The organism is Acinetobacter sp. Z1, from assembly GCF_024296945.1.
GTDB lineage: Bacteria > Pseudomonadota > Gammaproteobacteria > Pseudomonadales > Moraxellaceae > Acinetobacter > Acinetobacter beijerinckii.
Map to the genome: position 1 here is coordinate 2,774,160 of NZ_CP101115.1, position 26,396 is coordinate 2,800,555.

Annotated in this window: 26 protein-coding genes; 5 read left to right on the plus strand and 21 right to left on the minus strand. The window is 40.8% G+C overall.

What is annotated here, in order from left to right; translation table 11 throughout:
* Positions 1–59 precede the first annotated feature (59 nt).
* Entirely contained in the window at positions 60–926 is an 867-nt protein-coding gene (locus tag NGC85_RS13070) for a 1-aminocyclopropane-1-carboxylate deaminase/D-cysteine desulfhydrase (RefSeq protein ID WP_254731738.1), read from the plus strand.
* A 42-nt stretch (positions 927–968) separates the two neighbouring features.
* On the opposite strand, the gene NGC85_RS13075 is transcribed toward NGC85_RS13070, so the two are convergent.
* On the minus strand, positions 969–1,334 hold the full coding sequence (locus tag NGC85_RS13075) for a hypothetical protein (RefSeq protein WP_254731740.1): 366 nt from the start codon (positions 1,332–1,334) through the stop codon (positions 969–971).
* A 138-nt stretch (positions 1,335–1,472) separates the two neighbouring features.
* On the opposite strand from NGC85_RS13075, the gene NGC85_RS13080 reads away from it, so the two are divergent.
* On the plus strand, positions 1,473–2,669 hold the full coding sequence (locus NGC85_RS13080; RefSeq protein ID WP_254731742.1) for an NAD(P)/FAD-dependent oxidoreductase: 1,197 nt from the start codon (positions 1,473–1,475) through the stop codon (positions 2,667–2,669).
* Between the two features lie 43 nt (positions 2,670–2,712).
* Here NGC85_RS13080 and NGC85_RS13085 read toward each other — a convergent pair whose 3' ends face one another.
* The 3 genes from NGC85_RS13085 to NGC85_RS13095 all read right to left on the minus strand — a co-directional run bounded on the left by NGC85_RS13085 (position 2,713) and on the right by NGC85_RS13095 (position 5,125).
* Complete coding sequence (locus NGC85_RS13085; RefSeq protein ID WP_005057657.1) at positions 2,713–2,895, minus strand: hypothetical protein; 183 nt, start codon at positions 2,893–2,895, stop codon at positions 2,713–2,715.
* 212 nt (positions 2,896–3,107) lie between these two features.
* The gene (locus NGC85_RS13090; RefSeq protein ID WP_034710279.1) at positions 3,108–4,703 is read right to left on the minus strand and encodes a mechanosensitive ion channel; all 1,596 of its coding nucleotides are present in this window, start codon (positions 4,701–4,703) and stop codon (positions 3,108–3,110) included.
* Between the two features lie 221 nt (positions 4,704–4,924).
* Positions 4,925–5,125 (minus strand): hypothetical protein, encoded by a 201-nt coding sequence (locus tag NGC85_RS13095; protein ID WP_254731744.1) that lies wholly within the window; start codon positions 5,123–5,125, stop codon positions 4,925–4,927.
* 209 nt (positions 5,126–5,334) lie between these two features.
* On the opposite strand from NGC85_RS13095, the gene NGC85_RS13100 reads away from it, so the two are divergent.
* Positions 5,335–5,757 carry a hypothetical protein gene (locus NGC85_RS13100; protein ID WP_005056716.1) on the plus strand — a complete coding sequence of 141 codons (423 nt, stop codon included), beginning with the start codon at positions 5,335–5,337 and terminating at the stop codon, positions 5,755–5,757.
* Positions 5,758–5,840: 83 nt separating this feature from the next.
* Here the strand turns inward: NGC85_RS13100 and NGC85_RS13105 are convergent, their stop codons facing one another.
* Positions 5,841–6,602 carry a ferredoxin--NADP reductase gene (locus NGC85_RS13105; protein WP_254731746.1) on the minus strand — a complete coding sequence of 254 codons (762 nt, stop codon included), beginning with the start codon at positions 6,600–6,602 and terminating at the stop codon, positions 5,841–5,843.
* Between the two features lie 84 nt (positions 6,603–6,686).
* Between NGC85_RS13105 and gigC the strand changes: the two genes are divergently transcribed.
* Entirely contained in the window at positions 6,687–7,571 is an 885-nt protein-coding gene (gene gigC / locus NGC85_RS13110) for a LysR family transcriptional regulator GigC (protein ID WP_254731748.1), read from the plus strand.
* A 10-nt stretch (positions 7,572–7,581) separates the two neighbouring features.
* Here the strand turns inward: gigC and NGC85_RS13115 are convergent, their stop codons facing one another.
* From NGC85_RS13115 to ndhC, 16 genes are all read right to left on the minus strand, one after another.
* Positions 7,582–8,277 (minus strand): cold shock domain-containing protein, encoded by a 696-nt coding sequence (locus NGC85_RS13115; RefSeq protein WP_254731750.1) that lies wholly within the window; start codon positions 8,275–8,277, stop codon positions 7,582–7,584.
* A gap of 87 nt (positions 8,278–8,364) precedes the next feature.
* Complete coding sequence (locus tag NGC85_RS13120; RefSeq protein WP_254731752.1) at positions 8,365–8,658, minus strand: cold shock domain-containing protein; 294 nt, start codon at positions 8,656–8,658, stop codon at positions 8,365–8,367.
* 119 nt (positions 8,659–8,777) lie between these two features.
* Complete coding sequence (gene upp, locus NGC85_RS13125; RefSeq protein WP_005056724.1) at positions 8,778–9,413, minus strand: uracil phosphoribosyltransferase; 636 nt, start codon at positions 9,411–9,413, stop codon at positions 8,778–8,780.
* Positions 9,414–9,519: 106 nt separating this feature from the next.
* Positions 9,520–11,016 (minus strand): NADH-quinone oxidoreductase subunit NuoN, encoded by a 1,497-nt coding sequence (nuoN, locus tag NGC85_RS13130; RefSeq protein WP_254731754.1) that lies wholly within the window; start codon positions 11,014–11,016, stop codon positions 9,520–9,522.
* Between the two features lie 3 nt (positions 11,017–11,019).
* Positions 11,020–12,618, minus strand: a complete 1,599-nt coding sequence (nuoM, locus tag NGC85_RS13135; RefSeq protein ID WP_005056728.1) for an NADH-quinone oxidoreductase subunit M — start codon at positions 12,616–12,618, stop codon at positions 11,020–11,022.
* 1 nt (position 12,619) lies between these two features.
* Complete coding sequence (gene nuoL, locus NGC85_RS13140; RefSeq protein ID WP_254731756.1) at positions 12,620–14,515, minus strand: NADH-quinone oxidoreductase subunit L; 1,896 nt, start codon at positions 14,513–14,515, stop codon at positions 12,620–12,622.
* Positions 14,512–14,820 (minus strand): NADH-quinone oxidoreductase subunit NuoK, encoded by a 309-nt coding sequence (gene nuoK, locus NGC85_RS13145; RefSeq protein ID WP_004770776.1) that lies wholly within the window; start codon positions 14,818–14,820, stop codon positions 14,512–14,514. Before nuoK ends, nuoL begins: the two co-directional genes overlap by 4 nt.
* Positions 14,820–15,338: an NADH-quinone oxidoreductase subunit J gene (gene nuoJ, locus NGC85_RS13150; protein WP_254805606.1), complete on the minus strand. Its 519-nt coding sequence runs from the start codon at positions 15,336–15,338 to the stop codon at positions 14,820–14,822. The genes nuoK and nuoJ overlap by 1 nt, the downstream gene beginning before the upstream one ends.
* Positions 15,338–15,880 carry an NADH-quinone oxidoreductase subunit NuoI gene (nuoI, locus tag NGC85_RS13155; protein WP_005056734.1) on the minus strand — a complete coding sequence of 181 codons (543 nt, stop codon included), beginning with the start codon at positions 15,878–15,880 and terminating at the stop codon, positions 15,338–15,340. The genes nuoJ and nuoI overlap by 1 nt, the downstream gene beginning before the upstream one ends.
* Before the next feature lie 18 nt (positions 15,881–15,898).
* A complete protein-coding gene (gene nuoH, locus NGC85_RS13160) occupies positions 15,899–16,915 on the minus strand; it encodes an NADH-quinone oxidoreductase subunit NuoH (RefSeq protein ID WP_005057680.1) in 1,017 nt (338 codons plus the stop codon).
* Between the two features lie 3 nt (positions 16,916–16,918).
* Entirely contained in the window at positions 16,919–19,603 is a 2,685-nt protein-coding gene (gene nuoG, locus NGC85_RS13165; protein ID WP_254731758.1) for an NADH-quinone oxidoreductase subunit NuoG, read from the minus strand.
* A gap of 11 nt (positions 19,604–19,614) precedes the next feature.
* Complete coding sequence (nuoF, locus tag NGC85_RS13170; protein ID WP_005056741.1) at positions 19,615–20,940, minus strand: NADH-quinone oxidoreductase subunit NuoF; 1,326 nt, start codon at positions 20,938–20,940, stop codon at positions 19,615–19,617.
* A complete protein-coding gene (gene nuoE / locus NGC85_RS13175; protein ID WP_171549368.1) occupies positions 20,937–21,446 on the minus strand; it encodes an NADH-quinone oxidoreductase subunit NuoE in 510 nt (169 codons plus the stop codon). The genes nuoF and nuoE overlap by 4 nt, the downstream gene beginning before the upstream one ends.
* Before the next feature lie 12 nt (positions 21,447–21,458).
* Positions 21,459–23,246 (minus strand): NADH-quinone oxidoreductase subunit C/D, encoded by a 1,788-nt coding sequence (nuoC, locus tag NGC85_RS13180; protein WP_004655448.1) that lies wholly within the window; start codon positions 23,244–23,246, stop codon positions 21,459–21,461.
* An 85-nt stretch (positions 23,247–23,331) separates the two neighbouring features.
* Positions 23,332–24,009: an NADH-quinone oxidoreductase subunit B family protein gene (locus tag NGC85_RS13185; RefSeq protein WP_004638049.1), complete on the minus strand. Its 678-nt coding sequence runs from the start codon at positions 24,007–24,009 to the stop codon at positions 23,332–23,334.
* A gap of 6 nt (positions 24,010–24,015) precedes the next feature.
* Positions 24,016–24,567 (minus strand): NADH-quinone oxidoreductase subunit A, encoded by a 552-nt coding sequence (gene ndhC / locus NGC85_RS13190; protein ID WP_005056744.1) that lies wholly within the window; start codon positions 24,565–24,567, stop codon positions 24,016–24,018.
* 396 nt (positions 24,568–24,963) lie between these two features.
* Between ndhC and NGC85_RS13195 the strand changes: the two genes are divergently transcribed.
* The gene (locus NGC85_RS13195; RefSeq protein ID WP_254731760.1) at positions 24,964–26,382 is read left to right on the plus strand and encodes a sensor domain-containing diguanylate cyclase; all 1,419 of its coding nucleotides are present in this window, start codon (positions 24,964–24,966) and stop codon (positions 26,380–26,382) included.
* Positions 26,383–26,396: the final 14 nt, after the last annotated feature.

Consider the following 26,396-nt stretch of genomic DNA (forward strand, 5'->3'; position numbering starts at 1 on the left):
CTGACATTCTCAATCAAATACATTTACAATGTGATCAAATCCAATTTTAGTTTATTCGAATGTTTGATCACATTGCTTTTCCAACTCCTTATCAAACATTAGACCTTCCCTTTCCTGTGCAATTGACGGTGAAACGTCTTGATCTCATTCACCCTCAGATTTCAGGGAATAAATTTTTTAAACTGAAATACAATCTACTCGAAGCTAAGCAACAAAATTTAAATCAAGTACTGACTTTTGGCGGGGCTTACTCCAACCACATCGCTGCAACAGCTTATGCAGCTCATTATTTTGGTTTCCAAAGTATTGGTATTATTCGGGGTGAAGAGTTAGCTAAACAAGCATTGAATTCAACCCTGCAAACTGCACAAGATTTTGGTATGCAACTGCATTTTGTCAGTCGAGCTGAATACCGACTTCGCCATGAAGTTGAGTATTTACAACAATTAAAACAGCGTTATCCAAATACTTTTATTATTCCAGAAGGCGGGACTAATCAACTTGCGATACAAGGCACGAAAGAAATTCTGTCTGATGATGATCGAGAAAATTATGATGTGATTTGTTGTGCTGTAGGTACAGGTGGCACGATTGCAGGGATCATCGAAAGTAGTTCTGATCAGCAACATATTTTAGGTTTTTCGGCACTTAAAGGTGATTTTCTCAAACAGGATATTCAAAAGTGGATCAATAAAACCAACTGGTCTATAACAGATGCTTATTGTTGTGGTGGTTATGCCAAAACCAACTCCGAATTACTGCAATTTATGCAGCATTTCGAACAACATTATGCTGTTCCACTAGAGCAAATCTATACAGCTAAGATGATGATGGGACTATTTGATTTAATTCAACAAGGGCACTTCCCTGTGAACGCGAGAGTCTTAGCGATTCATACAGGTGGGCTACAAGGACGCATAAAATAAAAGTCACCCTGAAGTGACTTTTGATCTATTGATTCTAAGGGCTTAAAACCATCCATCACCGATTGGTTTATTGTCCATAAACACCACAAGACCTTTTACGATGCGATAAATAAACCAAATCGACACTGCAAACAAGATTGGAATACCGATGAGGACAAATGACAAGATGAAACCAATCACAGCACCGATTAGCGTGAACCAAAAGGTTTTGATTTGCCATTCAAAATGACTCGCCAACCACGTACCTTGTACTTCATTACGTTTCATGTAATTCATGATGACAGCCGCAATACTAGTCAAACCTACAAAAATACTGGCTGCATATAAACCATAGGCAATTAACGTATATTGTCTCAGTTTGTCTTGGTCGTTGGGCTGAATTTCTTTTGAGAATGTATTATCGTTCATTATTTTCCCCTCTATAGAACTCAACTTTATAGCATGCCTTGATTTTAAAGGCATATTTTTAATCAAACAATCGACGTACTCAAAAGGCTTTAAATCTTCTATAATTGCCCGCTTTTCGTATTCTATCGAGTAATGCTCATGGTTCATCAAGTTGATGTGGTTGTTTTAGGTGCAGGTGCATCGGGCTTGATGTTGGCTGCTGAGGCAGGCAAACGTGGACGTTCAGTCGTCATACTTGAAAAAGCCAATAAAGTCGGTAAAAAAATTCTGATGTCAGGTGGTGGTAAATGCAACTTCACTAATTTAGAGGTGGAGCCTTCCAACTATCTTTCAGAAAATTCTCATTTTGTGATTTCAGCCTTAACTCGTTATACCAATTGGGACTTTATTGGTTTAGTCTGTGAATATGGCATCGAATACGAAGAACGTAAACACGGTCAGCTGTTCACCGTGAAAGGCTCCAAAGAAATTCTGGAATTATTACTTTCAGAATGTAGCAAATCAAAGCACGTTGAAATTCAAACACACTGCGAAGTTGAACACGTAAAAAATAAAGCAGATTCAGGTTTTATTATTGAAACCAACCAAGGCACGTATCACTGTGAATCATTAGTGGTTGCTACAGGTGGTTTATCGATTCCAACATTAGGTGGTTCAGGTTTTGGCTATGAACTGGCGAAACAGTTTGGACATCATGTATTCCCAACCCGCGCTGGTCTTGTACCTTTTACTTTTTCAGATCAATTTAAAGAGGTGACCACTCGTTTAAGTGGTAATGCATTAGATGCAACTTTGGTCAACGATCGACATCAATTTACTGAAGCACTTTTATTTACCCACCGCGGTTTAAGTGGTCCAAGTTCCTTACAACTATCTAATTACTGGCATGTCGGTGAAAGTTTTAAAATCGACTTCTTCCCAAGCCAAGATTTTGAGCAATTTTTTAAAGAGAGAAAAAAATCACAACCTAAAGTTCTACTTAGAACTTTGCTTAGTGAATTTACTGCCAAAAGTATTGTTATTGAATTACAGCAATTGATTTGGGCAGATCACAGTGAAACTGCTATTGGCAATATTAGCGATGCTCAACTAGAGCATATTGCGGCGCAATTACATGCTTATACTGTCAAACCATCAGGAACAGAAGGTTATCGAACTGCTGAAGTCACCCTCGGTGGTGTAGATACCAGTGAAGTCTCCTCCAAAACAATGGAAAGTAAAAAGCAAAAAGGCTTGTACTTTATTGGAGAAGTACTCGATGTCACAGGGCATCTTGGCGGATATAACTTTCAATGGGCATGGGCATCAGCTCAAGCCGCAGCTCAATTTGTCTGAGATGATTTAAACTCAATATCCGTTGAAATCTATGCAACAACTTTTATTTGTGTTTGATTTCTGAAGAGTTCGCCGCCTCTGTATCGGATATTTTTTGAGTACTTTTAAGAGGCTCCTCTTTGGAAGAGTTCGATTTAGCAACGACAAATTTATAAGCACTCGCTAAGAACCCAACAGTTATACCTGCAATAATAATAGGTGCGAATACTCGATTTGGCCTCTTCATTTCATTCTCCTATCGACTTTTTATTTAGAGACTATTGATAATTTAGATATAAATGAATTGCTTTTGAGGTCATTTTTTCAGTAAAAGCATTGAGCTTGGCTTAAAAATGCGCACTACAGTCCCACAATTAATGACAATAGTATTGATACAAACAAAACGACCACTCTACTTAGAGTGGTCGAATTGCTCAAAAAAATCAAAGATTATTTTGACTATTCATCCGAATAGGGTGGAGATGGTGGAGTCGGATTAACTGTATTGGTTGGGGTTGGTGATGTTGGATTGATAGGAGCCGAAGTGGTCGTTTCAGTTTTATGTAATGGATTTGGTTGTTTAGCTTCAGTTTTTGCTTTATCTAACAAATCTGTAAGTAAACGTTCAGCAGGCTGACGTCCGCCTAGACCAAATGCCAACGCAAATGCGACGGCTACAGAACCCAGAGTTAAACCAAATGCAAGATTCACAATCGAGTCCGCAATACCCATTGCTTTGAGACCCATCGCAATCACTAAACCCATAATTAAAATACGAACGAGATTACCTAACCAGCGTGAACTGTTATATTCACCACGCTGAACTACATTGGCAACCACATTAGCCAGCCAGAAGCCAATCACTAAGATTACAGCACCTAACAGGATGTCTGCACCGAATTGAATAAACATCGCAATCAATACGCTGACTTGTTCCAAACCAAGTCGATTTGCTGCTTCGGAAACCGCAAAGAGCATTGTAAAGAATACGATCAAGTAACCGATAATGTCAGAAACGCGCGTTTGACCAAGGAAGCGTTGCAGATCAAGCTTCATTGGTACTTCGTCTACGCCTGCACCTGAAATTAACTCAGCCACCAAACGTCCAACAAATCGTGAGACAATATAAGCAACAATCAGGATTAAACCAGCAGCGATAATTTGCGGAATAGCGTGCATGATTTCATTAAGCATTGCCGTAGCTGGTTGTGAAATTGCATCAATACCAAGTGCTTCGAATGCCACGATCAAAGTGGTAATGATGATAATCGCAAACACAAATGAACCTAAGAATTTAGAAACATTTGAATTTTTGAATAAACCCACTTTTTCTGCTTGAGCTTGTAAACCTAAACTATTACTTAAACCTTCAACAATACCGCGAACAATTTTTGCAAGAATATAGCCCACAAAAATGATCACACCGGTGATGAATAGATTTGGTAAATAAGCAATCGCTTCATTCACCATATTCTGTACAGGAATTAATAGTCCAGTTAAGCCTAAAATTGATAAAACGATTGGCAAGAAAAGTAATAGAACTAACCAATAAATAATCTCGGCGATGTTAGAGCTAACAGAACTAACGCCAACTTCATTGCTCAGCTTTTCATCTAACTCAGTTCTTGCTAAAACATTGGTCAAGCCCGCTCGAACTAAACGCGCAATAATCCAACCGATGAATCCAACAGCAACTGCGGCTAATAAGTTCGGAATATAAGCCAGTACACGACCGACCATATTACTAAATGGATCACTCACACCACTGATATTTAAAACGTTTAATGCGCCAACAACAGCAAGAATCATTACAAACCAAAAAACCAGCTTCGAGACTAGATTTTCAATATTGGGTGTTCGACCTGTTGCAGAAGATAATCTATGGTTGGTATCAAGTTTTTGCAGTAATTTTTTTACTCCAGCAGCCACAATTAAAGCAATAATCCAACCTAATAAAAGGATGACAATTGCAGCAAGAATTGGCTGAAACTGATCCCAATAATACATCGCGTCAAACCCTCCTCTTTGGGAGGGATCACTAAAAAACTCATTCATCATTGTTATCCTTATATTGTGTTTTTAACTCTTGATAAAACCACTTATGATTTATCTATAAATAAAAATTAATTTATAGGTGCTCCAACCTTAATTTCTGTATTTTTTTCAATCAACAAATGGCATCACTAATACAACAAAAATTACTCATAATTTTGCAAAAAAGCCCACCAGTTCACACCAATGGGCTTTTAAAAACGAATATTGGTCTTAAAAGGTGTCTATGCATCCAAAAGTACCGACTGCAAATTAAGCATAATTGCTTGAGCAGCAGGATTAGCTGAATGATCAGCCACCATGTATACAAGTAGCGCAACGAGAAATATCCCAACGATAATTAACATATAAACTGGAAGTTTCCTTTTGCGTGCAACTTCTTCCTTACTTGCCACGTGAGGTTGTGGCTTACTGAAATCATGCATCGTAGCTTGCCCTCATCCTTTTATTTTCTTAGGCTTTTATCTTAACAATACACTGTGTTGCTTTGTGTGAAGAAGCTTCGGACTATCGTTGTTTTGGTTGCAGAACTCTACTATTTATCTTTAGATTTTTTGTTTATTATATAGGCGATTTTAGAATGTGGTAAAAATAAGCTATAATATGCGCCCTCGTTTCTAAATTGTCCCGCTTTATGTCCTACAGCCAAAAAAGTGTTTCTCTTGAATTAGACACTGATGTTACACATCAATGTTTTTTACATCACACACGTGACGAACATTTAATTGGAATTATTGAGTTCAATAAGCCGAGCTACATCTTAAAATGGGGAGACTTAGAGTATTTCCGTCGTCGCACTGAAGAGTTTTCAGTCATGCCTCTGCCAGATTGTATTAATGCGATGATTGTAGATATTCGTAATGTTCAACCTTTCTTAGACAACGAAGTACCGATTCTTCCTTGGCGTTTACTTGAAGAAGATTGCCCTGTCAGATTAGTTGTTCCCCAAGATCGATTAGAACATTATATTGGTATATTTGAACCGACTTGGTTAAGCACCGATGTGGATACAGCGATTCAAGAAATTCGCGAATTTGTGGATATGTTTGTTCACTAAAACATATCCTCCCCCGACATACCAGTACTACATTTTCACTTTTACTGTTTTAGTAACATCTACGAAACGACAATCACTGCTCATTACCAATAATTTTCGACCGCAATATTACCTTCGCCTCGACGATTCATCACCAACCCACGCCGCTTTAACGCTTCTTTGGTATCTTCAACCATTTGAGGATTACCACAAAGCATGATGTGGCTACTCGCTGGATTAAATGCTAAATCTGCAACTTTTTCTAGCTCACCATTCTCAATTAAAATTGGCAATCGATCATGCAACTTTGCATTTGGATCACGAGTAATAATAGGGATAAACTTAAAGCCAGAATGCTCTGCACCAAACATATCTGCAATTTCTTGGATTCGATCTACATAAGCAAGTTCTGATACAGTCCGCACGCTGTAAACTAGATGAATATATTGATATTTAGTCCATGTTTCAAAATCTTGTAGCATTGATAAGAAAGGTGCTAAACCTGTTCCAGTTGCCAGCAACCATAAATCCTGCGGTAAAGGTTGCTGATAACGGGCTAAAGTTAAATACCCATATGAGATTTTCTCTAGATAGAGTTCATCACCCACTTTTAAATGCTGTAAATTTGAGGTAAATGCGCCATCTGGAACTACAATTGAGAAAAACTCCAGTGTTTCATCAAATGGTGAGGAAACAACCGAATAGGCACGTATCACCAATTCACCATCAACCATTAAACCAATACGAGCAAATTGTCCCGCAGTAAATTTAAAATGAGCTGGACGGGTCATGGTGAAACTAAAGAGATTATGTGTCCAACGGTGTACAGATAAAACTTTTTCTACGCTAAATTTTTCAATTGACATGATTTGAACGTGGCACGAAACAGTAAGCTCATGTTAGCATGATCAGATAATTCATGAATACTTTTAAACGTTAAGGCTTTTACCATGCGCATGACATTACGCCAATTGGCTGTTTTCGTGGCAGTTGCTCAAGAGGGAACTGTAACCAAGGCGAGTGATGCTGTCCGACTCACACAAAGTGCGGCAAGTATGGCTTTAGCTGATTTAGAAGATGGTCTTGGCGCTCCATTATTTGATCGTTTAGGCAAACGCCTACAATTAAATGATTTAGGACGTTTCCTGCTTCCTCAAGCTTTGGAAATTTTAGGACGCTGCGACTCTTTTGAACAAGCTGCAAAAGGTGAATTACAAAGTATTGATTTGCGCTTAGGTGCAACACTGACGATTAGTGATTATTTGATGCCTGATTTAATGGCTGAATTTTTACAACATCACCCTCAAGCACATTTACAACTCCAAGTCGGCAATACTCGGCAAATGATTGAAGCAGTCAATCAGTTTCAACTCGATTTAGCCTTAATCGAAGGCTCATGTCACTTACCGCAATTACAATGTATCCATTGGCGCGATGATGAACTCGCTGTTTGCTGCGCCCCGAGCCACCCCTTAGCACAATTAGACCGCCCTATCACACCAAGCGATTTTCATCATGTAGAGTGGATTTTACGTGAAGAAGGTTCGGGCACTCGTGAAGTCTTTGATAATGCCATTTTACAAGACTTACCCGATGCAAATATTCGCTTAACTTTGGGTCATAACGAAGCAATTTTAAAAATTGTGGCAGGTGGCTTAGGGATGTCATGTGTGTCTAGACTTGCAATTGAACCTTTGCAAGAAAAAGGTCAATTGGTAATTTTGGATACACCTTATTGGCAATTAACACGACCACTCTACATGCTTGTTCACCGTCAAAAGTATCAAGGTCCTGGTTTAAAAGCATTTTTACAGTTTTGTGAAGATCAGGTTTAAGCCTGATCTTTTATCTCCAACGAGAATCATTTTCACATGGTTCTCCATCATTATCACCATCCATTTTAGTATTCGTACAGTTTCTGACAAACCATCGAGCTTCCTCTAGAGATCTCATTTCTGAGCAATATTGTCGACCATCACAACGGAACTGAGCGTTGGTGACAATCGGTTGTTGTGATAGCGCAGATGAACCAGAATTAGTTTTTATCGCATCTGTAGTCTTTGCTGACAATTTAACTTCGGGTAAATCACCAATCGCTTCACGTTGATGCGCTATTATTTGTTTTTGTTCTTCAATCAACTGAATGGTCTTTAGCTGCTGAGCTTGCCGATAAGACTGATATTTTTGAAAAATAAGTGCTAACAAAGTTGCGATAACAATTAAGCCAACCACTGTGAATGTTATACCTTTTTTATCTTTTGTTTTCGAATAAGCACTGGAATTGTTTGGTTCAAATTGTTGTTGGACAGCACCTAGGTTTTGATGTTCAGGTTTTAAATCTAAACGTACAATATTGGCAGCTCTAAATTTTCCGTGATCTTCAACCATTAAGAATTTGATTGTTTCACCCACTTTAGGTTCACCACCTAACTTAGGAAAATCTTTGATGTGGAAGAACACATCGGCTTGTCCATTATTCAATTCGATAAAACCAAAACCACGATCTGAATTATATTTTTTTATTTTTCCCTCAAGAAACATGATGTATACCTTTCTCTTTTCTTCTCATAAAAACAAAGGAGGCTAAACTTAACGTTACCCTCCTCCACCTTAAAATTTCAAAAAAATTTAACGGCGAAAATTTGACAGTAATTCAGATGTTATTGATTCATTATGAGCCAATATTTTATTTTTCTTGGTTTTTGCAGGATTCGGGTCTACTCGTTCAATTTTAATTGCTTTAAACTTACCCTCATTTTCCTGTACTAAGAACTTCACTTTTTCATTTCTTTTCGGCTCACCATCCGTTGCAGGATAATCTGAAATATGAAAAAAAATTTCTCCTTCAGTAGTTGCAATAAAACCGAAACCTTTTTCAGGATTATATTGTTTAACTTTTCCGTGATAAAACTCTTGTTTCATAACGTTTGCCCCTCATTTAAAAAGATTCTAAGCATAGTATATAGAATAAAAAAAGAGACTGATGAACCATCATTAAATGTTATGAATAGATCCAGTCTCTTTATTTATCTCCTAAGTCATCAATCTTTTTGCACGCTACCAAAAATTTTATCGCCCGCATCACCAAGACCTGGAACAATATAACCTTCTTCATTTAAACCTTGATCAATAGAAGCCGTATAAATACGTACATCTGGATGGATTGCTTCAACTTTAGCAATACCTTCTGGCGCAGCGACTAAGATCATTACGCGAATATCTTTACAACCACTGGCTTTTAAAACATCAATTGCAGCAATTAATGAATTTCCTGTTGCCAGCATTGGATCGATAATCATAGCTAGGCGATTGGCAACATCTGGTACCAGTTTTTTATAATAAGTACGAACTTCTAAAGTTGCTTCATCACGTTCTAAACCAAGTACACTGACTTTTGCACTCGGAATCAAATTAAGGACACCCTCAAGCATCCCAATACCTGCACGTAATATCGGAACAATGGTGATTTTCTTACCTGCAATTCGCTGTGTTATGACTTTGCCTGTCCAACCATCAATTTCATGGTCTACGACAGTTAAATCTTTGGTTGCTTCATAAGTGAGCAACATCGTAACTTCTTGTGCCAATTCACGGAAATTCTTGGTACTAATGTCTGAACGGCGCAACAAACCAAGTTTATGGCGAATAAGCGGATGACGAATTTCTTGAATCGACACGATTGAGTACCTAGCTAATATAAATCTTTGTCTATTATAAAGTGTTTTTTTACTCATCAATAAAAAAGCCCCCATTTTTGGAGGCTTTTTTGTACAAATCAGACGATTACTGTTGTTGTGACAACATAAAGTGCAATGGAGAAAGAATCTCAGACTTCAATGCCAAATTGATCATTGGATCTGGATAGATACCGAGCAACAATACAAGTAAAGCAGCACCTAACACCATAATCCCACCAACCTTGCTTCCCCAATGTGCATCAGCATCAATACGAGGTACATCTGGTGGTGTCATATACATCACAACCATCACACGTAAATAGTAATATAAACCGATACCACTACCCACCACGATCATCGCAGCTAAGAACCAATGTTGCGTTGTTACAGCAGCCATTACCACAAGGAACTTACCAATAAAGCCCGCAGTTAATGGAATACCCGCTAATGACAACATCATTACCGTTAAAGTGGCAGTCAACACTGGACGGCGCCAGAATAAACCACGATAGTCAGCAAGACTTTGAGCTTCATCGACGTTGTTATATGGACTCGACATCAATGCAACCGCACCGAATGCACCGATTGTGGTGAGAACATAAGTAATCACATACACCGTAACGCTACCAAGGCTTGCATAAGTCATGCTGATTAAAGCAATCAACAAATAACCAAAATGTGCAATCGATGAATAACCAAGGATACGTTTTAAGTTAACTTGACGTACTGCGAGTAAGTTACCAACTAAAATAGATAACACAGCAATCACAGTTAATACTGTTACTAAGGATTCAACTAAGATTGCGCCAGAAGTCAATAAATAACGGACAAATAAACCAATCGTTGCAACTTTCGCAGCCGTTGCCAAAAAGGTTGCCATAGGTGCTGGTGCACCTGCATACACATCTGGCGTCCATTTATGGAATGGTGCAAGCGAAAGTTTGAATGCAATAGCAAACACAACTAAACCTAAGCCCAAAAGTACCATCGGCTGTTTGATTGCAGTCATCAATGCCTGAACAGAATCATAGAATGATAATGAACCCGTATAGGCATAAATATAAGCCATACCCATAAGCAACATTGCAGATGCAGTCGCAGAAAGTACAAGGTATTTAATCCCCGCTTCCAAAGACTGACTACGTTGATAGGTATAAGCCAACATGCCGTAAACTGGGATTGACATTAATTCTAAGCTGATGAAGAAAGCCGCGTAGTGAGAACTTGCAACCAATAGCATTGCACCTGTTACTGATGACAGTAGCAAGATATAGAGTTCTTCACGATTGTCTTTATAACTCTCGATATAAGCATGAGATAAAGTACAACATGCCAATGCAGCAATCAGAATCAGGAATTGATAAAGCATGGTAAATGGATCAACCATAAACATGCCCATCACATTCACTGGCGCAAACTTACCACTAAACATGGTGTAAGCAATAAAAATTGCAGCAAGGTTTAAACCTACAACCGAGGTTGTCGCAATCAGATTGTGATTACGTTTAATCGCAGTTAATAACATCACCACGATTGCAGTTAATGCCACAATCATCACTGGAGCAAGTGGCATTAACTCAGAAAAAGAAATTGTGAAGTTCATGATTTATTGCATCTCCACATGTTCAAGTTGAGTTGCAGCCTGTTGAACAGTTTCAACAACTTCTTGTACTGGCATATAACTATTTACTAACCACTGCATGCTTGAATGAGACATATCCAAGAACGTTTGTGGGTAAAGTCCTAACCAAAGTAAACCGATCGCACAAATCATCAAAATACTGACTTCACGAGCAGATAAATCTTTAAGTGGGCTTGTATAATGCTGCTTTTGTTCAGGATTTGGCTCACCAAATAATGCTTTGTGAATCAGAATCAGACCGTAAAGACCAGCAAATACCAAGCTCACTGCCGCAATAATTGTGAAAGTTGGGTAAGCCTTGAATGAACCCATCAAGATCAGGAATTCACCAATAAAGTTACCTAAACCTGGTACACCAACAAGCGCCGCGACAAAGAACATCAAGAAGAATGGTAAGTATTGAAGTTGACCACGTAGACCGCCCATTAAGCGTAAATCACGTGTATGTAAACGTTCATAAACTTGACCAGACATAATGAACAATGCAGCAGATGACAAGCCATGCGCTAACATCATGATCATTAAACCTTGGAAGGTCAAAATGTTACCTGCATAAATTGCAAGTAAGATGAAACCCATGTGCGAAATAGAGGTATACGCAAGCAGGCGCTTCATATCTGTTTGTTGATACGCTAAGAATGCACCGTAGAAAATACCAATCAAACCCAAGATAATCGCGATATCAGCAAATTGTGCTGAAGCTGCTGGGAAGAATGGAATCACAAAACGAAGCAAACCATAGGCCGCTGTCTTAATCAAAATACCAGCCAAATCCACAGAACCCGCTGTTGGTGCTTGCGCATGCGCATCAGGCAACCAGCCGTGTAATGGGAATACTGGTAATTTCACCGCAAAACCAATGAAGAAACACAGCATGAATGCATAAGCAACTTCAGGTGGCAAGTGGTTCGCGACAGCCAATAAATAGTTGTAATCGAAACCGATCATACCTGTCATCATGTATCCATAGACAACTAGTCCTAAGATACCGATCAACATGATCAAGCCAGCGATTTGAGTATATAAGAAGAATTTGGTTGCAGCATAAACACGCGAACGACCATTCGACCCTGAGTGACCCCATAACGCAATCAAGAAGTAGATTGGTACAAGCATCATCTCCCAGAAGAAGAAGAACAAGAATAAATCAATCGCTAAGAATACACCGATTACCCCACCTAAACTCCACAGGAGGTTTAAGTGGAAGAAACCTACATTCTTTTGAATCTCACCCCATGAACAACCGACTGCAAGTACACCTAGTAATGCGGTCAGTAATACCATGAGTAAAGATAAACCATCCACAGCTAAGTGAATGCTAATACCTAGTGATTGAATCCATGGAAGATGGAATTCAGCGGCCCAAGTCGGTACTTTACCGCCAATCTCATAACTAAATGTACCACTTTGCCACAGTGCAATGCCCAAACCAAAGGTAATGAGCATACCAATCAAGGCAATCCAGCGTGGTAATTGTTGGTCGAATTTATCAACCAACCAACAAATAAAACCAGCAATGAAGGGAACTAAAATCAGTGCGGGTAAAATTAAATTGTTTTCCATTTTATTTCCCCACAACCTGAATCACGATCAAGATCATCAATAACACCACTACACCGAGTGACATGCTTGATGCGTATTCACGTAATGAACCTGTTTGACGCGAACTTGTAAAGCTATTACCACCCTTCACAATCGCAGGAAGTACTAACCATAAACCATCAACAGGATCACGACCTAAAATTTTCGCAATCAATAAATAAGGTTTTATAAATACGATGTCATACAAAGCATCAAAACCAAATGCGGTACGGCAAATATGTGTTAAACCTGCACCCAAAGATGTTTGAGCAAAAGATTTTACTGCACCATAAGCAAAAGCAAATAAGAAGATACCCACCGCTAAACCAGCAATTGCAACACCACTCGCTAAATGTTCAGCATGCACAACAGCAGCTTCTAAAGTTTCAGGTACAACAAAACTTGGAATACTTGCAGCAGTCAATAATTTTGCAACAGGCGCTTGAAGGAAATAACCGATACCTGTTGATAACGTAGCAAGAATCGCAAGTGGTCCCCAGTACGTTACGCCATGAATCGCATGCGCATGCGTTTTTTCTTCGCCAAAGAACACCACCCAAATTAAACGGAAAGTATAAATAGACGTTAAGAATGCACCTGCAACACCGACCCAGTACAAAGTATTGTAAAGCGGAAGATTTGCAATTGTTGACTGTGCATATACTGCACCCAAGATCGCATCTTTAGAGAAGAAGCCAACAGTCACGATTGGAAGTGCTGCTAATGCCCCACCACCGATCACGAAACACCAGAATACGAATGGAATTTTTTTACGTAACCCACCCATTTTGAAAATGTTTTGTTCATGATGACATGCAAGAATCACTGCACCTGAAGAAAGGAACAATAATGCTTTAAAGAATGCATGCGCCAACATGTGGAATAAACCAGCTTGGTACGCTTCTGCACCCACGGCCATAAACATATAACCGAGCTGACTCATGGTTGAGTAAGCCAAAATACGTTTGATGTCGGTTTGAACCAATGCTGCAAAACCAGCAACAAGTAAAGTCACTGCACCAGTAATCGAGATGAACTGCATTACTTCTGGTGCCATTTCCATCACGGAGAACATACGGCAGCATAAGTACACACCCGCTGTCACCATGGTTGCAGCGTGGATCAATGCAGATACTGGTGTCGGACCAGCCATCGCATCAGCTAACCATGTTTGTAATGGGATTTGCGCTGACTTACCTGCTGCACCTAAGAACAACATCAAGGCTGTCCAAATTGACAATGATGAGCTTTGCGTCATGACAGTTGTTGCATTTTCAACGATGTACTGAGTATTCAAAGTACCAAACTGTTGATAAAGCAAGAACAATGCGATGAGTAAGAAGACATCACCCACACGTGTTACTGTAAATGCTTTGATTGCAGCCCAACCATTTGCAGGGTTTGAGTAGTAGAAACCAATCAATAGGTATGAACACAGACCTACGCCTTCCCAACCTAAGAACAATAACGCTAAATTATCGCCCAGTACCAACAACAACATACTGGCAACGAATAGGTTGAAATAAGAGAAGAAACGCGCGTAATCTTCTTCACCACGCATATACCATGACGCGAAGATATGAATCAGGAAGCCTACACCAGTAACCATGCCTGTCATCAATAATGACAAACCATCTAAATGTAAGCTGATGCCTGGCTCAAAACCGCCAACACTGAACCACGTCCATAAATGTTGAACAAATACAGTTTGACCACTGCTGGTAAATGCAAGACCAGCAATTAAAGCAAATAACGCAGATAAACCGACTGAACCAACACCGATAATCGCTGCAACGTTTTCAGAAAGTTTATTACGTCCTGCCGCTAATAGGATAAAACCAATGAGCGGAAATAAAATGGTTAAATATAAGGTACTCATCCGCGCATCTCACTAGCAGCATCTACATCCAAGTGATGGAAGCGATGATAGAACTGAAGGACGATCGCAAGACCGATACATGCCTCTGCAGCAGCGAGGGTCAAAATCAAGATAAACATGACTTGTCCATCTGGCTGAGCCCAAACACTACCTGCTAAAACGAATGCCAACGCAGCAGCATTCATCATAATTTCAAGGCTCATAAGCATAAATAATAGATTTCGTCGCACCATTACACCGTAAAAACCCAGTGCAAAAAGGATGGTTGCAACAATCAAACCATGTTCTAAAGGGATGTGTCCCATTATTCTTTATCCTCTTCTGCACTTGGTTCACGTTTGCCTAAGTGAAATGCTGCAACCAATGCTGCAAGCAATAACATCGCGGCAACTTCTACCAATAATAGATAGTGAGTAAACAACACTTGACCGACTGCTTTTGGACCAACAACTTCTGTTCCCATTGGGGCAGAAATCGTGGTGTATTCGCCGCCGAGCATCCACACTAAAATTAAGCCCAATAAAAAGCTCATTAGTGCTGGGAAAGCCCAAGCATCTGAGGTCAACCATTTGCTTTCTTGCTCAACGGTGTCTTCTCCGAGATTCAACATCATCACGACAAAGACAAACAAGACCATGATCGCACCTGCATAAACGATGATCTCAAGGGCAGCTGCAAACGGCGCACCCACGATCATGAAAATGCCTGCAACAGCAAGTAGAGAAACAATCAAACTTAATAATGCATGTACAGGATTGGTGTTAGTCACAACACGCACTGTCGAAACAATGGCCACGAGTGCCATCAAATAAAATGGCCACATCATGGTAATAAGCTCCGTACATCAACTGGTGCACTTTCTTTTTGTGCTTGACCTTTTTCCTTCCCATTTACTGCCATACCAGTCACGCGGTAGAAGTTATAGTCAGGATATTTACCTGTTCCAGAAATCAATAAGTTTTCTTTTTCGTAAACTAAGTCTTGACGTACGTATTCGGCAAGTTCGAAATCAGGTGTCATTTGAATGGCTGTCGTTGGACAAGCCTCTTCACACATACCGCAGAAAATACAACGTGAAAAGTTGATACGGAAAAATTCAGGATACCAACGTCCATCTTCTTTTTCCGCTTTTTGTAATGAAATACAACCAACTGGACAAGCTACTGCACATAGGTTACATGCTACACAACGCTCTTCACCATCTGGATCGCGCGTTAACACAATACGACCACGAAAGCGTGGAGGTACAATTTGTTCAGCCGGAACTTCTGGATATAAAATCGTGTCACGTTTACGTGTAACATGGCTAAACACCATCCACAACGAACGTACAATCGATCCGAACCCAGCTAGAATTTTATACATTTTGTACTCCCTGCTGTCCTAGGCCTGATTCATCAGAATCACAGCACCAGTCACTAACAAGTTGACCAACGCCAATGGCAAACAAACTTTCCAACCAAAATTCATTACTTGGTCATAACGAGGACGCATTAACGAACCACGAGCCAAGACAAACATCATTACAAAGAACGCTGTTTTGATAACGAACCAGAATACTGGCGGAACAAATGGAATTTCTAAGTTAAATGGTGCAAGCCATCCGCCGAAGAATAAAGTGACGATTAATGCTGAGATCAAAACCACGTTGACGTATTCCGCAACGAAGAACATCCCCCATTTCATACCACCATATTCAACGTGGTAACCTTCCGCCAATTCTTGCTCAGCTTCTGGTTGGTCAAATGGATGACGGTGCGTTACCGCAACACCAGCAACCACAAAGATCAAGAAACCTAAGAACTGAGGAATGATGAACCACATATCGCGTTGCGCTTCTACGATTTCACGAAGGTTGAATGAACCTGCAATCGCAACCACACCCATCAACGAGATACCCAAGAACACTTCATAAGAAATGGTTTGAGCAGCAGAACGAAGACCGCCAAGTAATGAGTATTTGTTATTCGATGCCCAACCACCAAATAGCACTGCATAGACTGCAATTCCCGCCATTGCCATAAAGAACAATAGACCGATACTCATATCAGCAACGCCCAGTGATGGACTCACTGGGATGACCATAAATGAAAGTACCGCAGTTGCCATCGCAACTGCTGGTGCTAAACGGAAAGTCAGCTTATCAGCAAACTTTGGTGTCCAATCTTCTTTAAACATGATTTTGAGCATGTCGGCAACGATCTGGAACATACCACCTGGACCAACACGGTTTGGACCGTAACGATCTTGCCATAATGCCAAGAGACGACGCTCAATAAATGACATTAATGCAGCAACCAAAACCACCACTAGCAAGATCACAATCGCCTGAATCACTGAATAAGCGATTGGCCAGTTCTCAGCCCAAAGTGGCGTTTGACGTATAATTTCTTGATTCATGAATTACACTCCTACCGCCACAGAAACAGGCTCTGCCAATGAAACAGTTGGTGCTAAACCAATTGGGTAACCAATATAACCTGTTGGTAAATATTCAATCACTTGTACTGGTAAGCTAATACTGGTTTCACCTGCTTTCACTGTAATACGTTGACCATCTTGAACATTTAAGCGTGTCGCATCTTGTTCACCCACAGCAAACATGGCTTCAGGAATACGAGATTCCATCGCTGGTGTTTTAACCGTGAATTCACCAGAACCAAAAATATGGTGCATTGGTACAAGGCGGAAGCTTTCAGGATTCACAACCACAACCGATGGTGCCACATAGCTACGCGCAGGACGTTTTGTTAAACGATCGAATAAACGTACACCCGAATCACCACCTTTTAAGTGACCACCCACTTCATCTTGGTATTTGTTCCAAGCTTGTGGTGAGTTCCAACCCGCAGACCATGCGAAAGGTACCAATGAAGATGGAGTCTGATTCCCTACATAACCTTCCATTGAGAAGGTTAAGGCTGAATCGATGTCAGTCGGTTGCTTAGGTTCGTGAATCGATAACGGCGCACGAATTGCTGTACGACCCGAGTAACGACGTGGTTCACGTGCAATTTTCAAACCGTGGATACGATAGCCTGCATCTGGTGCAACATCTTCAATTGCAGCAAGCACAGGAACATTTTTCACGATGTCATCAATCACATCATCAAGCAATGTCCAGTCCACTGCTTTACCTTTGAGACCTGTTTCAATGGCATGTAACCAGCGCCATGATTCTTTGATCGCATATTCAGGTTTGTAGTAGCTTGGGTCATACACTTGATAGAAACGTTGTGCCCGGCCTTCTTGGCTCACAACAGTACCATCACCCTCGGCAAAGCTTGCTGCTGAAAGTACGATATCTGCAAGTTTCAAAGTTTCAGTTTCACTATGATCGAGTACGATCACAGTTTCAGCCTGATCAAACGCAGCCTTTACTTGTGCAACAGGTAAACGGCGAGTTAAATCATTTTCAACCACGACCACTGCTTGATAATCTTGTGCAAACGCTTGCTCTAAACTTAAACCACCAAATAGTGCCAAGCCCATTGAGTTTACTTCAGGAACAGTCAAAGACAGCCCTGCATTTTCGCCAAGATTCAAAGCAACTTGAGCCGCAGCTTCCATAATCGCAGGATCTTGTAAGCTGGTACCAGAGATAATCAATGGCTTTTTCGCAGCTTTCAAAGTATCAGCTATGGTTTGCGCAAATGCTTTTGCATCGTCAGCCAAACCTGTCAATGCTTCACCTTTTACAGCAGCAGCAACCGCAAAACCTAAACGTGCAATATCATTTGGAGAAGCAACCACTTCCCCTGTTGCAACATCCGCTAAACGCGTTTGTGTTGCAGCAAGAATATAAATTGGAGATTTTGCTTCTTGACCAATACGTTGTACAGGTTCTGCTAACCAGTCTGGTGTACGCGTAGCAGCAGCCATTTCTTTGGCTTTGTTTTTCGCTGCTTGGCGAACTGATAAAGCCATACGTGGAGCAGTTTGGGTTAGGTCTTCACCCAAGATCAACACTGCATCATAGCTTTCAATTTCACGCATATTCGGGTTGTAAATACCCTGTGTTTGCATGATTGATGCAGCTAATTCAACCAAGTTTTGCTCTTTTTGAGACATACCCGTTGAATAGTTGTCTTGTCCGACCAATTCACGCAGTGCATAGTTTGATTCCAAGCTTGCGCGTGGTGAACCAATACCTAATACTTTCTTGCCTTGAAGTTGAGTAATCACCTGATCAAGTGCCTGATCAACACTCACGGTCGCAACAGTTTCACCATTGCGGAACTGTGGTTGACGTGGACGATCTTCACGATTCACATAACCCGTACCGAAACGACCTTTGTCACAAAGGAAGTATTGGTTGACTGAACCATTGAAACGGTTTTCAACACGACGGATTTCGCCATAGCGTTCGCCTGGAGAGATGTTACAACCTGAAGAACAGCCATGACATACGCTTGGCGCATATTGCATGTCCCATTTACGGTTATAACGAGCCGAATGTGTTTTATCAGTGAATACACCTGTTGGGCAGACCTCAGTCAAGTTGCCAGAGAATTCAGACTCTAAAGTCCCTGATTCTGGACGACCAAAATACACACGTGACGCATTGGCAAAAACACCAAAGTCCGTACCACCCGCGTAATCCTTGTAGTAACGCACACAACGATAGCAAGCGATACAACGGTTCATCTCATGCGCAATAAACGAACCCAACTCTTGATTGTGATGGGTACGTTTAGTAAAGCGATAGCGACGACGGTCATGTTGAGTCATGACGGTCATATCTTGTAAATGACAGTGACCACCTTCTTCACAGACTGGACAGTCATGTGGGTGATTGGTCATTAAGAATTCAACAATCGACGCACGGAAATCCGTTGCTTCTTTGTCTTCTATTGAGATAAACGTATTATCGGTAGCTGGTGTCATACATGACATCACTAAGCGTCCGCGAGTATCTTCAGCATTCGCATACTGAGTGACCGCACATTGACGACAAGAACCAACTGAACCTAATGATGGGTGCCAACAAAAATACGGGATATCGATACCAAGGCTTAAACATGCTTGTAGCAAGTTTTCTGAGCCATTGACTTCATACGATTTTCCATCGACATGAATTGTAGCCATAGTCGAATTCCTTAAGCTTGTTCTACGTCAAGAGCAGGAGCATGGGTTTTAACCTTTGCCTCAAACTCATGGCGGAAATATTTTAATGCGCCCATAAGTGGCTCCATCGCACCCGGTGCGTGAGCACAGAAAGTCTTACCGATCCATAATTTACGAGTGAGTTCTTGTAAATGATCGATATCTTCCTTCTTACCAGCACCTGTTTCAAGCGCTTTCAACGCTTTCACCGCCCAAGGTAAACCATCACGACAAGGTGTACAGAAACCACATGATTCACGTGCAAAGAATTCTTCTAAGTTACGCGTTGCAGACACCATACATTGAGTTTCATCAACTACCATAAGCAAACACGTACCTAAACGTGAGCCTGCTTTCATGATGCTTTCCGCATCCATTGGTAAATCAATATGCTCAGCAGCTAAAAAGTCTGTTGATGCCCCACCCGGCAACCATGCTTTAAGCGTTAAACCATCACGCATACCACCCGCATGATCTTCAATCACTTCACGCGCAGTTGTCCCAAATGGCAACTCCCAAAGACCTGGGAACTTCACCTTACCTGATGCACCATAGATCTTAGTGCCTGGATCTTTAGACTTATGTGCTGAAAGATTGATATACCATTCTGGTCCACGCAACATAATTGCGGGTAAGTTGTTGTAGGTTTCAACGTTATTGACAATCGTCGGACGACCCCATGCACCCGCAACTTGTGGGAACGGTGGTTTGGTACGAGGATTGGCACGACGACCTTCAAGCGAGTTAATCAATGCAGTTTCTTCACCACAGATATAACGCCCTGCGCCCGTGTGAACATACATCTCAAAGTTCCAGCCCGTATCAAGGATGTTTTCACCCAAGTAACCTTTGGCACGAACTTGCTCTAATGCTTCATTTAAGTATTGAGCAGCTTCGATGTATTCGCCACGAATGAAGATATAACCATGCGTTGCTTCAAGGGTATAACCCGCAATCAACATTCCTTCGATCAATTGATGTGGAAGTTTTTCCATCAACAAACGGTCTTTAAAGGTACCTGGTTCCATTTCATCAGCATTACAGATCAAATAACGTGGACCACCATCATTCGGTGCCATCAATGACCATTTGATACCCGCTGGGAAACCTGCACCACCACGACCTTTAACCGTCGCAGCTTTAATGACGTCGAGTACATCTTTTGGCGGCATACCGAGTGCTTTTTTAAAGCCCGCATAACCTTCAAGCGCTTCATAATCATCAGCAGCACGAACGTGTTCTTGCTTGCTCAAACGCCAAGTAAGTGGATGCGTTTCTGGATTACCGTCGCCATAAATTGGTTTTGGTTCAGTATTCATACATACTTCTCCAATAACTGTTTAACTGATGACACATCCACTAAACCGTGAGTATCTTCATCAATCATTAACGTTGGACCTTTATCACAGTTGCCTAAACAGCAAATTGGGAGCAAGGTGAAACGACCATCTGCTGTGGTTTGTCCGTACTGGATGCCTAACTCTCGCTGAAATGCTTCTGCTAAAGTTTCTGCACCCATCAAGAAGCATGCAATTGAATCACATAATAAAATCACATGACGACCTACAGGTTGGCGATAGATACGGTTATAGAACGTTGCTACACCCTCTAAGTCCGCCACACTCATCGTCAGCAATTGTGCAATTGCATTCATTTGAGCATCATCTACCCAGCCATTACGACGTTGTACGCATTTTAATGCATCTAATGATGCCGCACGTGGATATGGATAGTGATCAATGTGATGTTCAATGTCATGGATTTCTTCAGCAGTCAAAATCCCTTCAACATTCACACGAGGTTTTTTATCAGTCAAAATCATCATAATCGTTTACCCCTAGCGATCCACGTCAGCCATAACCACGTCAATGGTCGCCAAATAAATGATCAAGTCAGAAACCAAACTGCCATTAATCACAGAAGGCATTTGCTGTAAATGCGTGAAAGTCGGTGTACGAATACGAGTACGGTAACTCATGGTTGACTTGTCTGAAGTCAAATAATAAGTGCTCGCACCTTTCACAACTTCCGTCATAAATGATGACTCGCCCGCAGGCATTACTGGACCCCAAGAGACGCTTAAGAAGTGCGTAATCAAGGTTTCAATATCTTGTAATGTCTTATCTTTCGGTGGTGGAACAGCCAATGGATGATCCGCTTTATATGGACCAGATGGCATGTTGTCCAAGCACTGTTGAATAATTTTCAACGACTCAGTAATTTCACGGAAGTGAACCAAGACACGCGCATATGCATCGCCTTCATATTCCACTGGAATATCAAAGTCGAAGTTTTCATAACCACTGTATGGACGATATTTACGAACGTCAAAATCAATACCCGTCGCACGTAAACCAGTACCCGTTACGCCCCAAGCCAACGCAGATTTAGCATCATATTGCGCAACATTGCGAGTACGACCAATAAATACTGAGTTTTTAAGCGCCGCTGTGTAGTACTCGTTCAAACGCTTCGGCATCCACTCTAGCAATTCTTTTACAAGTTTTTGCCAGTTGTTTGGAAGATCGTGTGCTGTACCGCCTATACGGAACCATGCTGGGTGCATACGGTAGCCCGTAATCGCTTCAACGATGTCATAGACTTTTTGACGGTCTGCGAACATATAAAACACAGGGGTCATACCGCCTGCATCCTGAATCGCTGTACCACAGAATAATAAGTGGTTATTGATACGGAATAATTCGTTCAACATCACACGAATCACTTGCGCACGCTCTGGGACTTTAATACCAGCAAGCTGCTCAACTGCCATCACGTATGGCATGTTTTGCGCACAACCACCTAGATAGTCAACACGATCGGTATAAGGAATGAATGAATGCCAAGTTTGACGTTCAGCCATCTTTTCCACACCACGGTGGTGATAACCGATATCTGGCACACAGTCTTTGACTTCTTCACCGTCCAACTGTAATACCACACGGAATGCACCGTGCGCAGATGGATGGTTAGGACCCAAGTTCAAGAACATGAAGTCTTCGTCGTCATTACCGCGTTTTAGACCCCAGTCTTCTGGTACAAAGCGTAAGTGTTCTTGTTCGAAATCTTGCTTTGCTTGGTCTTGCATATACGGCGTATATTCTGTCGCACGCGCTGAATATTCTTTACGTAATGGGTGACCTTCCCAATAGGTTGGCAACAAGATACGACGGAGCATTGGATGCCCTGCAAAATCGATACCGAACATATCGTAAGCTTCACGCTCGTACCAGTTGGCATTTGGCCAAATATTGGTTGCAGTTGGAATGCTTAAATCATTTTCATTCAAGGCAACTTTGATACGAATATCACTATTACGCTCAAGCGACAATAAATGATAGAACACAGTGAAGTCAGATGCTGGTAGACCATCGCGATGAACACGTAAACGCTCATCGACCGCAGACAAGTCAAACAACATCACATAAGGGCGCTCTACTTTACGTAAGAACATAAGGACTTCTTGCACGCGTGCGCGCTCAACCCAGACTGTTGGAAACTCTTCAAAAGTCGCCTGCACGTAAAAATTCTCACCAAACTTGGTTTTGAGCTCTTCTACGATTGCAAATGCTGGGCGTGAATCAACTGGCGTTGACTCTGGCATAGCAATGTCAGTTTCAGCCATTGGCTTGGCTTCCTATTTAATACAAATTTTGGCAATTTTCTCGATGACCATATCCTTCCGATATGTCAAAAATTCATCTTAAAAATTATTTAATTTCATCCATAGAGCGCAAGTTTTTCACTGCTATACGTTCAGCATTTTTACGGTCACGTTCTGGCATCATCTTTGGCTTATACACAGGCTGAAGATCATCACCAATAACCGCTGAAAGTGGACGGCGCTCAAGTTGAATTTGGTCTTGAAGCAACATTAATGCTTGGATTAATGCTTCTGGACGAGGTGGACAACCTGGGATGTACACATCAACAGGAATAATTTTATCTACACCTTGAACCACAGAATAGATGTCGTACATACCACCTGAGTTTGCACACGCACCCATTGAGATCACCCATTTCGGTTCAAGCATTTGTTCATACAAACGTTGAATTACAGGCGCCATTTTGACAAAGCAGGTACCCGCAACAATCATCAAGTCTGCTTGGCGCGGTGAAGCACGAATAACCTCTGCACCAAAACGTGATAAGTCATGCACACCTGTTAAGGTCGTTGCATATTCAACGTAACAGCACGATGTACCAAAGTTAAATGGCCACAACGAGTTTTTACGCCCCCAGTTCACGGCTGTATGCAACACATCTTCAAGACGTGTCATCATCACACTTTTATTAACTTCTTCCTCAAGTGGATCAGTTACGATTTGACGATCTTGTAATGGATATTGATCGGCATCTGGATTCGCACGGGTTAAAGTATATTTCATCCCGACTTACTCCTTTTTAAATGATGATGTAGTCGGTGTTTTAGATTTAACACGACCAGAAGACTGTGCTGGAATATGTCCAGTCGGATCGACAACCAACTCTTCAATGTTATTGAATCGAGTAATGTCAGCAATATTCATATTTGGTGAGCCAATATTCGTTTTCACACCAGCCGCTTTACGACGATCCGAAGGTGCCCAGTTCAATGCACCTGTTGAAAGTTCGTAAATCAAACCAATTAATAAAACTAAAATAAAGACTGCAGCAGTCGCAAAACCTACCCAACCAACTTCACGTACAGAAGTCGCCCAAGCATAAAGATAAAGGGCTTCCAAATCGAAAACCACAAAGAAGATTGCAACTAAATAGAACTTGGCTGATAAGCGGATACGAGCACCGCCCGCACCTACTACACCTGACTCAAACTGTTCTTGCTTCGCACGTCCCCATGCTTTACCCCCTAGGAGTAAAGGAACAGTCAGCATAAAAACGCAAAGAAATGTAACGCCGATCACGAAGGCGATAATCGCCCAATCGTATGGAGTAATGGCACTCATGCGGGGATAACTCCTGGCAGGCCTATTTTTAACAAAGAATGTATGTATTGGCCTTCAAATACACCAAACACAAAATTAATCCCGCCAATTGTACCTGATTTCTAATTTCTCATGCTAGTTGAAGCGCCTTAGTCTTTCGGATGATTTTGTCCTTAAATTTATGGATATGTACTAGATCACTATCAATTCACCCTTAAAAATCGAATAATCTAATCAAACAAAGCATATTGATCATTTTTTTCTTTATTTATGGAACATATAAAAACATAATTTTCATGCTTTGCACCCAAATGCAGCAGCCCGAACTAAATCATTGCATTGATACAAATTTATGATGAAAATTTAAACAAAATTTATATAATAGCGCGACTCAAATTTGCAAGGTAAAGCGTCAGAATGCCTCAATCTCAAGTAGCATTAAAGCCTCTATCGCTTTTCCAACTCTTTTTAATATTCGCTGGTATTATTCTTTTTTGCTGTTTTCTCGGTATCGCTACACGACAGTTCTCTTTCCTCGCATCATTTTGGCCTGCAAATTCAGTTTTACTGGGTCTACTTATTCGATTTCCACAAACACGCCACCCTATTAGCTTCATTGGAGCGATCGTTGGTTATTTACTTGCTGATACCCTTCAAGACACTCCTTTCTTATTAAACGTATGTATGACCTCTGCAAATTTGCTTTATGTCATGACTACCTTATTACTTTATATCAGATTTAATGCATTTATCCGTTCGATGCATCATGGCTATTTCTATCTATTTCTGTTTACTTTCTGCTGTGTAGGTGCATTATCAAGCTCTCTATTTGCGGCATTTACACTGCCATACTTTAATACTAAATTTGCACTGGGTTCTTTTTGGATCGATTTTGGTTATTGGTTTACGGCAGAAATTCAAAATGCTTTGTTACTATTACCGATGATTCTAAGTGCTCCAACTTTAATTTTATTTAAACAGCAACTGAAAGAATTTAAAACTCAAACCGCACAAGAAAGTTTGCCGTTATTGAGTGTAATTTTTTCAATTATCGTCAGCTATTACGATGCGGGACCAGGTTCTCTACTCTATCCGATTGCTCCATTAATTTGGTGTGCTCTACGCTATCGCCACTTTTCTGTCACGATCATCACTTCAGTAAGTTGCGCATTTATTATCTACCATGTATCGCAAAACTACTTATTGCTTTATCACGACCAATATTTCAACAACACCATTTCAATTCGTCTTGGATTGATCATGATGACGATTGCGCCACTCACAGTCTCAAATATCAATATGGTGAGATCAAAACTCATTCAAGAATTACAACATACGATTGCACACGACGAACTCACATTCAGTTTGACTAGACGTCAATTTCTTCAATCGGTACAGCTACTACAACAACAAGCCAATACGATTCATCAAACAACCGCATTCTTGATGCTAGACCTTGATCACTTCAAACAAGTCAATGATAGTTATGGTCATCAAATGGGTGATCGAGCTTTACAAACCTGCGTTCAAACCATTCATACCATTTTACGGTCACAAGATTTACTTGGACGTTTAGGTGGAGAAGAGTTTGCGATTTTTATGACGGATACGACAAAAGATACGGCATATCAATACGCCGAGAAAATTCGTGAAAAGATTAGTCAAAGTCCAATTCTACTCGACAATCAAAAGCATTTTTTCATTCAGGTCAGTATTGGAATTTGCATTTGTGCACCTGAAAATCAGCAAACCATTGAGCAATTATTCAAACAAGCCGACGATGCACTTTATCAAGCGAAACGACTGGGTCGGAATCAAGTTGTTATTTCGACATAATATGTTGCAATTCA